13 protein-coding genes are annotated in these 14,909 nt (G+C 44.4%); all 13 read left to right on the forward strand.

The window, feature by feature from the left end; all coding sequences use genetic code 11:
• Window positions 1-52 precede the first annotated feature (52 nt).
• The 13 genes from ACFQZR_RS04660 (at window position 53) to ACFQZR_RS04720 (ending at window position 14,723) form a co-directional block, all read left to right on the forward strand.
• Complete coding sequence (locus tag ACFQZR_RS04660; protein ID WP_379343285.1) at window positions 53-349, forward strand: hypothetical protein; 297 nt, start codon at window positions 53-55, stop codon at window positions 347-349.
• A 24-nt stretch (window positions 350-373) separates the two neighbouring features.
• Window positions 374-940: a hypothetical protein gene (locus ACFQZR_RS04665; RefSeq protein ID WP_379343287.1), complete on the forward strand. Its 567-nt coding sequence runs from the start codon at window positions 374-376 to the stop codon at window positions 938-940.
• Window positions 933-1,475, forward strand: a complete 543-nt coding sequence (locus tag ACFQZR_RS04670; RefSeq protein WP_379343289.1) for a hypothetical protein — start codon at window positions 933-935, stop codon at window positions 1,473-1,475. Before ACFQZR_RS04665 ends, ACFQZR_RS04670 begins: the two co-directional genes overlap by 8 nt.
• Window positions 1,476-1,658: 183 nt before the next feature.
• Entirely contained in the window at window positions 1,659-2,357 is a 699-nt protein-coding gene (gene rpsB / locus ACFQZR_RS04675; protein WP_018757874.1) for a 30S ribosomal protein S2, read from the forward strand.
• 120 nt (window positions 2,358-2,477) lie between these two features.
• Complete coding sequence (gene tsf / locus ACFQZR_RS04680; protein ID WP_018757875.1) at window positions 2,478-3,128, forward strand: translation elongation factor Ts; 651 nt, start codon at window positions 2,478-2,480, stop codon at window positions 3,126-3,128.
• Between the two features lie 151 nt (window positions 3,129-3,279).
• Window positions 3,280-4,008, forward strand: a complete 729-nt coding sequence (gene pyrH, locus ACFQZR_RS04685) for a UMP kinase (protein WP_018757876.1) — start codon at window positions 3,280-3,282, stop codon at window positions 4,006-4,008.
• On the forward strand, window positions 4,008-4,562 hold the full coding sequence (frr, locus tag ACFQZR_RS04690; RefSeq protein ID WP_379343292.1) for a ribosome recycling factor: 555 nt from the start codon (window positions 4,008-4,010) through the stop codon (window positions 4,560-4,562). The genes pyrH and frr overlap by 1 nt, the downstream gene beginning before the upstream one ends.
• Window positions 4,563-4,652: 90 nt before the next feature.
• Complete coding sequence (locus tag ACFQZR_RS04695) at window positions 4,653-5,423, forward strand: undecaprenyl pyrophosphate synthase (protein ID WP_379343294.1); 771 nt, start codon at window positions 4,653-4,655, stop codon at window positions 5,421-5,423.
• Between the two features lie 20 nt (window positions 5,424-5,443).
• Entirely contained in the window at window positions 5,444-6,238 is a 795-nt protein-coding gene (locus ACFQZR_RS04700) for a phosphatidate cytidylyltransferase (RefSeq protein ID WP_379343296.1), read from the forward strand.
• 15 nt (window positions 6,239-6,253) lie between these two features.
• Window positions 6,254-7,408, forward strand: coding sequence for a 1-deoxy-D-xylulose-5-phosphate reductoisomerase (locus tag ACFQZR_RS04705; RefSeq protein ID WP_379343298.1), 1,155 nt, complete (start codon window positions 6,254-6,256; stop codon window positions 7,406-7,408).
• 103 nt (window positions 7,409-7,511) lie between these two features.
• On the forward strand, window positions 7,512-8,786 hold the full coding sequence (rseP, locus tag ACFQZR_RS04710) for an RIP metalloprotease RseP (RefSeq protein WP_379343301.1): 1,275 nt from the start codon (window positions 7,512-7,514) through the stop codon (window positions 8,784-8,786).
• A 75-nt stretch (window positions 8,787-8,861) separates the two neighbouring features.
• Window positions 8,862-10,310 (forward strand): proline--tRNA ligase, encoded by a 1,449-nt coding sequence (proS, locus tag ACFQZR_RS04715; RefSeq protein WP_379343302.1) that lies wholly within the window; start codon window positions 8,862-8,864, stop codon window positions 10,308-10,310.
• Between the two features lie 96 nt (window positions 10,311-10,406).
• A complete protein-coding gene (locus tag ACFQZR_RS04720; RefSeq protein WP_379343304.1) occupies window positions 10,407-14,723 on the forward strand; it encodes a PolC-type DNA polymerase III in 4,317 nt (1,438 codons plus the stop codon).
• The last annotated feature ends 186 nt before the right edge of the window (window positions 14,724-14,909 follow it).

The following is a 14,909-nucleotide window of genomic DNA, read 5'->3' on the forward strand; positions in this document are numbered from 1 at the left end:
ATGAATTTTGAGAATCGGAGGGTTTGCTATGGTTAGACCTATCGAAATGCAAATGTCAATTCCAAGATCGCAGGATGCATCTTCAGTACATCATCAGACGTTACATAAACCGTTCGTTGATCAGACGTTGCTTGCAGAACAAGCGACCCGACAGACAGAACAGCTTCGATCCAAGAACACACAGGTAGATCAGACTGTACAATTACCTATACATGAAGAAGAACGACGTCACAAGCAGTCATCAGAACGTAATAAGCATAAGCGCAAGCCGTTAGAAGGGAGCTCAGAACAAGACACTGAGGTCCCTATTCATCCTTATAAAGGACACCGCATTGATCTAACTCTATAATTTGATGGAATAAAGGTGATTTGATTGAATCTTGACCCCCTGTGGTACGTTGTCATCATTGGTGCTGCGGCTATTTTTTATGCATTTATGATACCAAGACAGCGCAAAGAGCAAACCGGCAATCAGAGTGTGATCGTACGGGAAGTGGAAGAGACACTGGAACATTTCATGGACGAGATTGATCAAGATAATAAAGAACTCGTTCAACTGGTCACACAGATGAAACAAGACTTCGTCCTTCAGCAGAATGTGCTAGGACATCGTATTGAACAGCTGGAGCATCGTTGTCAGCAGCTCGAACTGCAGCAGGCGCAGCAAACGATGGTGAATGAACAATTAGCCGTCGCAGTAGAGCCGCAGTTCGTCGTGGATCCCACCGTGCCAAGCGCCATTCCTGTTGTGGAAACGCAGCGTGATCCCGAACCCGAACTTCCTATGGAAGATGAATCGATTAAAGGACGCTATGCTGACATATTTACACTGTACGAAGATGGGAAGTCCATGGATATGATTTCGAAGAAAACAGGGCTCCCTCGCGGTGAAATCCAACTCATCCTTCAGCTGTCGAAGCAGGAGGCGAGTCGTGATTAATAAACGTAATTTTTTATTAGGACTGGGGAGTGGTCTGATTCTTGGAAGTGTACTCCTTCAGCTCATGCTCGCTGCAAATCCTGAACAGCCAAAGAATACCCGAAGCGACCTAAGCTCATATACAGTTGAACAGCTTGAAGGAGCAGCTGAGAAACTGAATATGCGTCTTGTGAGTGCTGATTCGAAAGTATATACAGAGAATCAGTTGAATGACTTATTTAAAACGAAGGAAGCGGAATGGCGTGCCTCGTTACCATCGGTAGAGCAAAAACAAACAAAAGATAATGCCGTATCCGCATCCTCTAATGAGGAGAAAACGGAAGCGCCTAAGAAGACGCTCAAGATTGTCGCGGGTATGACACTCATTAAAGTTAGTGATAAACTTGAGGAGTTAGGCATCATCACATCCTCTGAGAAATTTGTTGAATACGGGAAGAAGCATCAGATTAACAGCAAAATCCGTACAGGATCTTACGAATTGTCTGCCGATCAGACGTTTGCTCAAATCGCTAAGATCATCACGACGAAACCTTAGTCGAAAAAACGAGTTTTTCCGTATATCATGCTTGCATCGAAATATGACATGTGATATAGTAAATGACGGTGTTAAAAACACACGCTATTTAATTTCGATAAGGGTGCTTCTATTGTAGAAGTCTTGTCGAAAGATGAGATTAGCGGCGGACAAAATAAAAACCATATTAGGAGGTGTGTGAAGATGGCAGTAATCTCCATGAAACAGCTACTAGAAGCTGGGGTACACTTCGGTCACCAGACTCGTCGTTGGAACCCGAAAATGGATCGTTATATCTTCACTGAAAGAAACGGAATTTACATCATCGATTTGCAAAAAACGGTGAAAAAGGTTGAGGAAGCTTACAACTTCGTTAAATCGGTTGCTGAAGAAGGCGGCACGATCCTATTCGTAGGAACGAAGAAACAAGCTCAAGATTCTGTTAAAGAAGAAGCTGAACGTTGTGGCAACTTCTTTATCAACCAACGTTGGTTGGGTGGAACGTTAACTAACTTCCAAACAATCCAAAAACGTATCGATCGTTTGAAAACGTTGGAAAGATGGGAAGAGGACGGCACTTTCGAAGTTCTTCCGAAGAAAGAAGTTATCTTGCTTCGCAAAGAGAAAGATCGTCTTGAGAAATTCCTAGGTGGAATCAAGAACATGAAAGGTTTGCCAAGCGCGTTGTTCGTTATCGATCCACGTAAAGAGCGTATTGCAGTAGCAGAAGCTCGTAAATTGGGTATCCCAATCGTTGGTATCGTTGATACGAACTGTGATCCAGACGAGATCGACTACGTTATCCCTGGTAACGATGATGCGATCCGTGCAGTTAAATTGTTGACTGCGAAAATGGCTGATGCGATGATCGAAGCAAACCAAGGCGAAGACACACAAGCTTAATTAAATGATAATTAAATGAAAGGGTGGTTGGTAGGTGTGAAACCTCTCGCCGCCCTTTTTTTGAGACAACAAATTGATCGTCAAATGAAATGACGAATTTAACTTTGGAGGGAATATACAATGGCAGTTACGGCTAGCATGGTAAAAGAACTTCGTGAAAAAACAGGCGCAGGTATGCTTGATTGTAAAAAAGCGCTTGACGAGTCTAACGGAGATGTAACGAAAGCAATTGAAATTTTGCGTGAAAAAGGTTTGGCTGCTGCAGCAAACAAATCCGGACGTATTGCAACGGAAGGCGTATGTGAAGCTTACATCCATGCAGGTGGTCGTATTGGTGTTCTTGTGGAAATCAACTGTGAAACTGACTTCGTTGGTAAAACAGATCAATTTAAAGAACTTGCTCGTGACATCGCTATGCACATCGCGGCTATGAGCCCTCGTTATGTTCGTCGTGAAGAAGTTCCTATGGAAGATCTTGAGAAAGAAAAAGAAATCCTTCGTGCACAAGCACTTAACGAAGGTAAACCAGAGAAAATCGTTGATAAAATGGTTGAAGGCCGTATCAACAAATACTATGAAGAGTTCTGCTTGATGGAGCAATCTTTCGTTAAAGATCCAGACAAAACAATCGAAACATTGTTGAAAGAAAAAATCAGCACAATCGGTGAGAACATCTCCGTTCGTCGTTTCGTTCGTTACGAGCTTGGCGAAGGTATGGAGAAAAAAGTAGATAACTTCGTAGAAGAAGTTATGGCTCAAGCAAAAATGTAAGCTAACGCTTACTTATCTATACAATTTAATCATTCATAGTTAAAAGGTTGGAACACGCTGTGTTCCTTCTTTTTTAACTACATAGAACGAAAGCTTGTGTTTTGAACTGCAATAGGGATGGACGAATCATCCGAAAGTGGAGGGTAAATCATTGAAACAACCAGTATATAAACGAGTCGTCTTAAAAGTAAGTGGTGAGTCTCTTTCCGGCCAAAATGGCTTTGGTATCGAGTCTGATGTTATTAATTCCATTGCTGAACAAGTAAAGGAAGTCGTTGAACTTGGCGTTGAAGTTGCAATTGTGTGCGGCGGAGGCAACATTTGGCGCGGAATCGCAGGCAGCGAAAAAGGAATTGACCGTGCAACAGCTGACTACATGGGTATGCTTGCTACAGTAATGAATTCCCTTGCCTTGCAAGACGCGCTAGAGCAAATTGATGTCCCAACACGCGTTCAGACTTCTATTGCAATGCAGCAAATTGCCGAGCCTTATATCCGTAGACGTGCGATTCGCCACTTGGAGAAAGGCAGAGTTGTTATTTTCGCAGCAGGTACGGGAAATCCATTCTTCTCGACAGATACAACTGCAGCACTTCGTGCGGCTGAGATTGAAGCAGATGTCATTCTAATGGCGAAGAATAAAGTAGACGGTGTCTACACGGCAGATCCATTCAAGGATGAGACTGCAGAGAAGTTCGATCAATTGACTTATCTAGAAGTGTTAAATCGTAATCTTGGCGTGATGGATTCAACAGCTTCTTCATTGTGCATGGATAACAATATTCCACTTGTCGTCTTTGCAATTACGGAGAAGGGCAATATCAAACGTGTTGTACAAGGTGAGAAGATCGGAACGATTGTAAAAGGGAGTGTAGACTAATGCCACAATCAATCAAAAAAAATGCAGAAGAACGTATGGGGAAAGCAATTGATTCCTTGAAACGCGATCTTGCAACGTTGCGTGCGGGTCGTGCGTCGTCATCGATGCTGGATCGTATCCAAGTTGAATATTATGGTGCTCCAACCCCAGTGAATCAGCTTGCTAACGTGAATACACCAGATTCTCGTACCCTTATGATTCAGCCTTGGGATAAAACCTCATTAGGCGCAATTGAGAAAGCAATCTTAAAGTCAGACTTGGGATTGACACCAGCGAATGACGGAACTCAAATTCGTCTATCGATTCCTATGTTGACAGAAGAGCGTCGTGTGGAACTCGTGAAATCGACGAAGAAGTTCGGAGAGGACGCGAAAGTAGCCATTCGTAATATCCGTCGTGATGCGAATGATGAAATTAAAAAACTCGAGAAATCAGACATTTCGGAAGATGAATCTCGTCGCCACCAAGAAGACGTTCAGAAAACAACGGATAAATACATTGGTGAAGTTGATAAAGTAACCGCATCAAAAGAGAAAGAAATCATGGAAGTATAATGTAAGGCCTGCTGCCCCTCCGAACGGTGGGGTTTGTTGTCTTTTTTCTACTTGTGTGTAGTTCTCATCATCTAGGTTGGAGGAAATGGAATGATTAAGCGATTCCAGAAATGGTTGGATGAGAGACCCAAGGGTCAAACGTCATTCAATTTATCAAAAGATAATATTCCTGAGCATATCGCGATAATTATGGACGGGAACGGCCGCTGGGCCAAAAATCGTGGGTTACCGCGGATTGCCGGGCATCACAATGGGATGAAAGCCGTGAAGAAGGTCACGATTGCCGCAGATGAGCTTGGCGTTAAATGTCTTACGATGTATGCTTTTTCAACGGAAAATTGGAAGCGGCCTAAAGACGAAGTAGACTTTCTTATGAAGCTTCCTGAGGAGTTCCTATCCATTGAACTAGCGGAGCTGATTGAGAAGAATGTTCAGGTTCGAATGATGGGCCATAAAGAAGATTTGCCATCACATACGCTCAAAGCTATCGAAGAAGCAGAACGTCAAACGAGGAACAATACGGGACTTATTCTAAATTTTGCATTGAACTATGGCGGTCGAAGAGAGATTGTGGAGAGTGTTCGTGAGATCGGGCAACGTGTGTTAAATGGTGAATTACGCCCTGAAGATATTATGGAGTCTGATATTGAACAGCACTTATTATCGAATCATTTACCGAATCCAGATCTCCTCATTCGTACGAGCGGAGAACTCCGTTTAAGTAATTTTATGCTATGGCAGTTGGCTTATAGCGAATTTTGGTTCACAGATGTATATTGGCCTGCGTTTACAGAAGAACATTTGTATGAAGCAATCGCTGAATACCAACGGAGAACACGCAGATATGGCGGTTTAGTATAACTTCGTAGGAGTGGATATCATTGAAGCAACGCATCATTACCGGGATAATTGCAGGGTCAGCATTTCTTGCCTGCACTGTGATCGGTGGACCTTGGTACCAAGGACTTCTAATCGTGTTATCCTTAATCGGCTATTATGAATTTGCCAGAATGAACCACTTTCATTGGTGGAACATCACCTCCCTGCTCGGTTTCGCAGGTGTTATTTATTTCGTATTCCCATGGGAAGGGTTTGACGTCAGTGTCGAACCGATGTGGATGTGGCTTCTCATGTTTCTTTTCTTAACAATAACTGTATTATCCAAGAATCGAATTGATATTGATCGAATCGCAGTGATGTTTCTTGGCGCGGTGTATGTAGGCGTCGGATTCCAAGCGATGATTACAACACGGTACACACCAGATGATCATGGATTGTTCTGGACATTCTTATTGTTTGGCTGCATTTGGGCCTCCGATTCAGGGGCTTATTTTACAGGACGTGCATTTGGGAGAACCAAGCTGTGGCCTTCTATTAGCCCGAATAAGACGATTGAAGGCGCCTTTGGCGGCGTTGTCATCTCCGTTGTCATTGCACTGTTATTTGCTTGGTACGCACCGGATTTACTTCCGTTTGGTAAAGCTGTTGGAATCGGGATTGTTGCCGCTGTCGTTGGTCAATTAGGCGACTTGATCCAATCGGCATATAAACGCGTTCACGGAATTAAAGATAGCGGGAATTTTCTACCGGGGCATGGCGGCGTATTGGATCGCTGTGATAGCTGGTTGATTGTGTTTCCGTTCGTGCAACTGCTGATGCTGTTGCCGCACGCATAAGGGAGAGGGACGATCGTGAGAAAAATAGCAATATTGGGTTCGACAGGTTCAATTGGTACGCAAACATTGGACGTCATTTCCCATTACCCCGATCAATTTAAAGTTGAAGGATTGGCAGCAGGGACGAATGCTGCTTTATTTATAGAGCAAATCCATCGATTTAAACCACGTAAAGTATCGATTGCGACCAAAGAGCTTGCGGATCAACTGAAGCAGCAGATTCCCGCCGATATCGAAGTGTATTATGGGGATGAAGGCCTTGTAGAAGTTGCTTCACGAACTGATGCTGATTTTGTCGTTACGGCATTAGTAGGGAGTCAGGGACTGCCCTCGACTTTAGCTGCGATTCGAGCTGGGAAGAACATTGGTCTGGCGAATAAAGAAACACTGGTTACCGCAGGACACATCGTAACCTCCATGGTTCGTGAATATGGCGTGACGATGCTGCCGATTGATAGTGAACACTCGGCGATTTTTCAATGCTTGAACGGAGAATCGATGGAGAATATCAAGAAAATTACGATTACGGCATCTGGTGGCTCCTTCCGCGATCGCACTCGGGAACAGCTTCAAGGCGTGACCGTTGAAGAAGCGCTGAATCATCCGAATTGGTCGATGGGAGCGAAGATTACCATTGATTCAGCGACGATGGTGAACAAGGGACTCGAAGTGATTGAGGCGCACTGGCTGTTCGATTTACCTTACGAGCAGATTGATGTGCTCATTCATCCGGAGAGTATTATTCACTCCTTTGTTGAATTTAACGACAGCAGTATCATCGCGCAGATGGGCAATCCCGACATGCGTGTCCCGATTCAATACGCACTTACATATCCTGAACGGATCGCTTCACCGGCTGCTTCGCTTGATTTAGCTCGGATCGGGAAGCTCCATTTCCGTGAGATGGATTATGACCGTTATCCTTGTTTAAGAATGGCGTTTGAGTGTGGTAAAATAGGGGGTACAGCACCTACGGTCTTCAATGCGGCGAATGAAGTGGCTGTTGCACGATTTTTACGGGGTGAAATTTCGTTTCTTCACATTGAAGATGTTATCGCATCTGCCCTTGACAAGCACCAGTTGATTTCTATGCCTACGTTAGAACAAATTCAAGAGACAGATCGATTGACACGACAATTGGCATTGAACATCCCTTTTGGGTTATCCTAGGAATATACGCAAAAAAACTTATGCCAAAGCATTCTCGTGAAGCGAAATAGAGAATATTGATAATTTATATGGACATAAGTGAGTGAAGGGAGGATGCTGTCAGTTGGAAATGGTTCAGATCATTTTTTTAACGGTATTAGTCTTTTTCGTCCTCGTGACGATTCATGAGTGGGGGCATTTCTATTTTGCGAAACGTGCCGGTATTCTCGTTCGTGAATTTGCAATTGGATTTGGACCAAAGCTGTTCTCCTTTAAGAAGAATGAGACACGGTATACGTTGCGACTTCTTCCATTAGGAGGATTCGTACGGATGGCAGGTGAGGATCCTGAGCTGGTTCAGATTCAGCCAGGTCAGACCATAGCTGTGCGATTGAATCAAGATCAAGTAACAAACCTTTATCTAGACCAATTGGATCAACGTAAAAATGTGGTGCGTGGTACGGTTGAGGAAATCGATCTTGAAGAGCACCTATTCGTGAAGTTGGATGTGGATGGTGATATCCAGACACTTGCGGTTCATCCACAGGCCATGATGGTGACCAAAGGGCAGGAAACCCAGATTGCACCTTATAATCGCCAATTTGGAAGTAAAACAGTAGGTCAGCGTGCAATGGCTATATTTGCCGGACCTTTAATGAATTTCTTCCTTGCCTTTGTTTTGTTCGCGGCGTATATTATGATGGCTGGTGTGCCAGAAGAGAATCCGAAGCATCTCACAATTGGACAAATTACGGAGGGTAAACCCGCGGATCGTGCAGGACTTAAACCGGGGGATATTATCGAGACGATTAATGGTGTAGACATCGGTGCTGATTCTACCAAGATGATTGAGATGATTGGTAAATCGACGGATAAAGTCATGCATTGGAAGATCACGCGTGACGGTGCAACGAAAAATATTGACGTAACGCCAGAACTCATCGAAGGGCAGGAAGGTGGCAAGGTCGGAATCGTACCTGTTACTCCAATGCGTTCTGCATCATTTGTGGAAACGATTAAGTATTCGGGTATTGCCATGAAGAATACAACCATTCGCATATTCGATGGATTCCGAATGCTGATCTTTGGTCAGTTCAAATTGGATGATTTAGGTGGACCTGTTCGTACTTTCGAAGTTACGGGTCAAATTGCGAAACAAGGGATTGATCAATTAACGTCATGGGCTGGAATACTCAGCTTGTATCTCGGGATCTTTAACTTGCTCCCAATCCCGGCACTCGATGGTAGTCGACTTGTCTTTATCGGTGTTGAGGCGATCCGAGGCCGCAAGGTTGATCCGAATCGAGAGAGCATGGTGCATATCATTGGATTCGCCATGTTAATGTTGTTGATGCTGGCTGTCACGTATAATGATATTTTACGGCTAGTGAAAGGATAATCGACAAGTTTTGTCGAATTGAACAATAATAATCATAATGAGCTATAGCATTTCATGGGAGGCATTTAGATTCGTATGTCGAAAGAGAAGCAGTTCGTAACAGAAATTACACCACAGAAAGAGGATTTCTCGCGCTGGTATATTGATGTCATCAAGAAAGCTGATTTAATGGATTACTCTCCAGTTCGTGGATGTATTGTATTCAAACCAGATGGCTTCGAAATTTGGGAACACATGCAGGAAGAGTTGAACCGCCGTTTCAAGGAAACAGGTCATCGTAATGCATACTTCCCAATGTTCATTCCGGAGAGCTTCTTCCAGAAGGAGAAGGAGCACGTCGAGGGCTTCAATCCGGAGCTTCCTTGGGTAACCGAAGCAGGTGGCGAGAAACTAGAAGAGCGTCTTGCGATACGTCCTACTTCAGAGACCATGATCGGACATATGTATTCGAAATGGATTCAATCCTACCGTGATTTGCCGGTATTAATTAACCAGTGGGCGAACGTTGTTCGTTGGGAGAAACGTACGTTGCCATTCCTTCGTACGAGTGAGTTCTTATGGCAAGAAGGCCATACGGCACATGAGACAGAGGAAGAAGCTCGTCAAGAGACAATGCAAATGCTTGAAATCTATCGTGATTTCGTTGAGAACTACTTAGCAATCCCGGTTATTATGGGAGCGAAGACACCTTCTGAGCGTTTCGCCGGTGCTGTTGATACGTATTCGATCGAGGCAATGATGAAAGACGGACGTGCAGTACAAGCAGGAACATCCCATTATCTTGGCACGAAATTTGCAGTTGCATTTGATATTAAATACCTCAGCAGAGAGAACAATCTGGAGTATGTCCATACTACTTCATGGGGTGTGAGTACACGTCTCATCGGATCGATGATCATGGTTCACGGTGACGATCGCGGTCTTGCATTGCCACCGAAAGTTGCACCAACGCAAGTGATCATGGTTCCTATCGGCCCACCGAAGACGCGTGATCAAGTGATTGGACGTACCGACGAGCTATTCCAAGAACTGAAGAAAGCAGGCGTACGCGTTCGTGTCGATGATCGTTCGGATGTGAGTCCTGGCTGGAAATTCAATGAATATGAGATGCGCGGTGTGCCGCTTCGTCTTGAACTTGGGCCTCGTGACATGGAGAACGGCGTATGCGTTCTAGTATCGCGTATTACAGGGGAGAAACGCGTCGTGCAGCAAGATAACCTTGTTGTTGAAGTGAAAAGCATGCTTGAAGATATTCACCAAGAAATGTTCAATCGTGCGAAGCAGTTCCGTGAAGATCACTTCAAATCGGTGGATACACTTGATGAGTTGAAAGCTTCGATGGAAGAGCAGCGTGGATTCTATCTTGCAGGTTGGTGTGGATCGGCTGCATGCGAGTCGCAGGTCAAAGAAGAGACAGGTGCGACAAGCCGCAATATTCCGTTTGAACCGCAAGAGCAGAAAGCTACATGCCTATGCTGTGGAGAGAAAGCGGAACATACTGTCGTATTCGCTCGCGCTTACTAATATTATTTAATTAAGTTGAAAAGCTTCTTACGAAGATCTCGATGATTCGTCGATACCTCTTTTGCAGAAGCTTTTCGATTTTGTAGGGGGAACATCATGGGAAATTTGGGGGAGAAAAGAAAACGGTTCGAGGTACTTCTCAATCAAGCTGAAATTCCTGGCAGTATGATCGATGCTTATTTTACAGAGGGTTACATCGATCGTGTGGAGACGAGCCGTACGAATCGAGAATGGACCATATATATTCGTCGTGAGTCGATCTTACCTTCACCCGCTTATCGTACCTTTGGTGTGCAAGTGCGTGAACGAATGTCTCACATTGCCAAGATCAAACTCATTCTTGAATATTCGGATGCGGTGACGACAGGCGAGATCGTCGAAGAATATTGGGGACTATTCCTGGAGTGGGTTCAACGAGAAGTCGCTTCAGTGCAAGGGTTTATGAGCAAAGCAAATATACAGGCTGAACAATCGAATGTGCTCGTTACTTTAAATGATACAACCTCACTGGAATTAGCGCGTAAACGCAGTATTGACGATGCAATCACACGATTCTATGAGCAATATTTCAATCGCACAGTGCGTGTTAAGCTCCAGGCTGGGGAGTTCAATGCGGAAGTGTATGAAGAATTCCAACAGAAGCTGGTTGTCCAGGAACGTGAAGTTATTCAGCAGATGATGACAAGCATTGAACAAGAAGTTGAGAGTGACAGCGGCAGTGCTGAAGATTTGAAGTTGCAAGTGGGTTATGAGATCAAAGAACAACCTGTTCCGTTGGAACAAATTCAAGATGAAGAGAAGAAAGTTACGATTCAAGGTGCAATATTCGGGCTTGAAGTGAAGGAACTTCGTAATGGTAGTACACTGTTCACGTATTACTTGACAGATTTCACGGATTCCTTGCAAATGAAGATGTTTGCGAAGAACAAAGAAGATGTCAAGATCATGAACTTACTCGCGAATGGCAAATGGGTGCGTGCACGAGGAAAAGTGGAATATGACCGCTTTATGCAGATACCTGAGCTGGTTATGATCCCTTCTGATCTTATGGAGGTTAAAGCTCCGCCGGATCGAATGGACAATGCGAAGGAAAAACGCGTTGAGTTCCATTTGCATTCCACGATGAGTACGATGGATGCGGTCACTTCAATCGATCAATATATCAAGACGGCTGCCAAATGGGGACATAAAGCTATCGCAGTTACAGACCATGCGAATGTGCAGTGTTATCCAGAGGCAGATAAAGCAGCGAAGAAAAACGGCATTAAAATGATTTATGGCTTAGAAGCGAATGTCGTCAACGATGGCGTTGATATTGTTCTGGAGCCACAGCCGATTGAACTGAAGAATGCGACATATATTGTGTTTGACGTCGAGACCACGGGACTGTCGGTAACGAATAATAAGATTATTGAGCTTGCCGGGGTTAAGATGTGTGAAGGACGAGAGGTTGGCCGGTTCGCCAAGTTTATCAATCCGCATGAGAAGATCCCATACAATATTACACAGCTCACGAACATTACCGATGAGATGGTGAAGGATGCACCGGAACTCGATCCCGTAATTCGAGAATTTGTAGAATTCGTAGGTGACTCGATTCTGGTTGCCCATAATGCACGGTTTGATATGGGTTTCTTGCAGCGCGCGCTAAGACAGCTCGAAATCCCTCCAATAACGAATCCAGTTATTGATACACTTGAGTTAGCAAGATTGATTCACCCAACGTTGAAAAATCACCGACTAAACACATTAGCGGCTAAATATAAAGTTTCTCTAGAAAATCATCACCGAGCGATTGATGACTCCATTGCATTGGGCGGTATTCTATTTGGACTCTTACAAGATGCTGCCGAGCAGAAGAACATTACGATGCTGGATCGACTGAACGATTACGTCGGGAAAGATCTATCCAACGTTCGTCCATTCCATTGCGGAATCTATGCGGTAAATGACGTTGGCAAGAAGAATTTATACAAATTGGTCTCCTTATCTCATACGGAAAATTTCAAACGCGTCGCATGCATTCCGCGTAGTAAACTTACAGCACACCGTGAAGGGCTAATCGTCATATCGGGATGCGAGAAGGGCGAATTGTTCGAGACGGTACTCAACAAGACAATTGAAGAGGCGGAAGAAATCGCTGAATTCTATGATATTCTTGAGATTCAACCGCTCACGATGTACATGCATCTCGTTGAAAAAGGATTGGTCGGCAGTCCAGCTCATATTGAACAGGCCATTCAGACGATCTGTAGGATAGGCATGAAGCTGGACAAGCCGGTTATAGCGACAGGGAATGTACATTATTTGAATCCTCGGGACAAAATTTATCGGGATATCGCCATTCATGGGATTACCGGATTCAGCCCGCTCAAAGATATTCGTAAGCCGGATGCACATTTGCGAACGACGGACGAGATGCTGGAGGAATTCGCATTTTTAGGGAAAGAAAAAGCTTATGAAGTGGTCGTGACGAATACCATCGCGTTAGCAGATCGGTTCGAAGAAATTAAATTGTTCCCGGACAAATTGTTCACGCCGAATATCGACGGTGCGGATGAAGAGATTCGCACCACTTGTTATCAGACTGCTAGAGACCTGTATGGCGATGAATTGAATGATATTATTATACAGCGGCTTGAAAAAGAACTTATTCCGATTATCAAATTTGGATTCTCAGCGAACTACTTGATCTCTGCGCGGCTTGTGAAGAAATCGAACCAAGACGGTTATCTGGTCGGTTCACGGGGTTCCGTTGGATCTTCCATCGTTGCGACGTTCTTAGGAATATCAGAGGTTAATCCATTACCGCCGCATTATCTATGCCGAAACTCAAGTTGTAAGCATAGTGAATGGTTCACAGACGGTAGTGTACCGAGCGGATTTGATCTGCCTGACAAAAACTGTCCAAATTGCGGTCAGCCGATGAAAGGTGAGGGACAAGATATCCCGTTCGAGACCTTCCTCGGCTTTAAAGGCGATAAAGTTCCAGATATTGATTTGAACTTCTCTGGGGATTATCAGCCAGTTGCCCATAATTTCACGAAAGAAATGTTCGGTGAGAAATGTGTATTCCGGGCGGGGACGATCGGTACGGTTGCGGAAAAGACGGCGTTCGGATTTGCGAAGAAGTATGAAGAAGATCAACATAAGAAGTGGCGCGGTGCTGAGCTGAATCGACTAGCTTCGGGATGTACTGGTGTGAAGCGAAGTACTGGGCAGCATCCCGGCGGAATCGTGGTTGTACCGGATTATATCGATGTTGAAGATGTAACGCCGGTTCAGTTCCCGGCAGATGACGTTAATGCAGATTGGAAAACCACCCATTTCGATTACCATGCGTTCGAAGCGAACTTGCTGAAGCTTGATATTCTGGGGCACGATGATCCGACGATGATGCGGATGCTCCAAGACTTAACGGGTGTTGATCCAACATCCATTCCAATGAATGATCCGAAGGTTATGAGCTTATTCAATTCTACGGATGCAATCGGTGTAAGACCGGATGAGATTCGTACCCCGGTTGCGACGTATGGTATTCCTGAGATGGGGACGAAATTCGTTCGCCAGATGTTAATTGAAGCGAAACCATCTACCTTTGCCGATTTGCTGCAAATTTCGGGACTATCTCATGGAACGGGCGTATGGCTTGGGAATGCACAAGATCTGATTAAGAGTGGAATTTGTACGATCAAGACGGTTATCGGTTGTCGTGACGAGATTATGTTGTTCTTAATTTATAAAGCAGGTATGGATGCGGGGCTTGCTTTCAAAATTACGGAGAACGTTCGTAAAGGGAAAGGACTTTCCGATGAATGGATTCAAGAGATGAAGAATTGTAAAGTTCCGCAGTGGTACATTGATTCTTGCCTCAAAATCCAATACATGTTCCCGAAAGCCCATGCGGCAGCATATGTTATATCGGCTGTTCGCTGTGCTTATTACAAGATTTACCATCCGATTTCATTCTACGCAACGTATTTCTCTGTACGTGGTGCAGATTTTGATCTGGATGTATTATGTCAAGGGTATGATGCAATCCAGAAGATGATCGTGGAGATTGAAGCTAAAGGTTTCCAAGCGACACCGAAGGAGAAGAACAGCTTATCCATTCTAGAGATGTCGCTGGAAATGACTGCGCGTGGATTTACGTTCAAACCAATTGATCTTTATCGTTCGGATGCAACGAAATTTATCGTGGATGGAAATAGCTTGATTCCTCCGTTTGCAGCGATCCAAGGGATTGGGGAGAATGCGGCTCGCAGTATTGCTGCGGCAAAAGATCAAGGCGAATACCTATCGATTGAAGACTTCCAAATGCGTTCTAAGGCAAGTAAGACCATTGTTGAGGTTCTGGGACAAATGGGCTGCTTCCGAGGACTGCCAGAGAGCAACCAATTGTCGTTATTCTAGAGATTGCTTCGGTTCTCGACTGCTGACGCTACTTGTCATTGCGTTATGCGTATGTTATAATTTTTTGGTAATGATGATGATATAACTGTCGCGAAGAAGAGTGGGGAAACCCACTCTTTACCTTTTGGTATATAGCTTTTCAGATAGTGAGTCTTAAATCGTAAGGTTACAGGGAAGAAACAAGGG

The sequence above is a fragment of the Paenibacillus sp. GCM10027629 genome (assembly GCF_042676425.1).
Lineage (GTDB): Bacteria > Bacillota > Bacilli > Paenibacillales > Paenibacillaceae > Paenibacillus_K > Paenibacillus_K terrigena.

Bases quoted from the DNA above. Each gene is read 5' to 3' on its own strand.
- ACFQZR_RS04660 (WP_379343285.1), top strand. From the start codon at position 53: ATGTCAATTCCAAGATCGCAGGATGCATCTTCAGTACATCATCAGACG.
- rpsB (WP_018757874.1), top strand. From the start codon at position 1,659: ATGGCAGTAATCTCCATGAAACAGCTACTAGAAGCTGGGGTACACTTC.
- tsf (WP_018757875.1), top strand. From the start codon at position 2,478: ATGGCAGTTACGGCTAGCATGGTAAAAGAACTTCGTGAAAAAACAGGC.
- frr (WP_379343292.1), top strand. From the start codon at position 4,008: ATGCCACAATCAATCAAAAAAAATGCAGAAGAACGTATGGGGAAAGCA.
- ACFQZR_RS04695 (WP_379343294.1), top strand. From the start codon at position 4,653: ATGATTAAGCGATTCCAGAAATGGTTGGATGAGAGACCCAAGGGTCAA.
- proS (WP_379343302.1), top strand. From the start codon at position 8,862: ATGTCGAAAGAGAAGCAGTTCGTAACAGAAATTACACCACAGAAAGAG.
- ACFQZR_RS04720 (WP_379343304.1), top strand. From the start codon at position 10,407: ATGGGAAATTTGGGGGAGAAAAGAAAACGGTTCGAGGTACTTCTCAAT.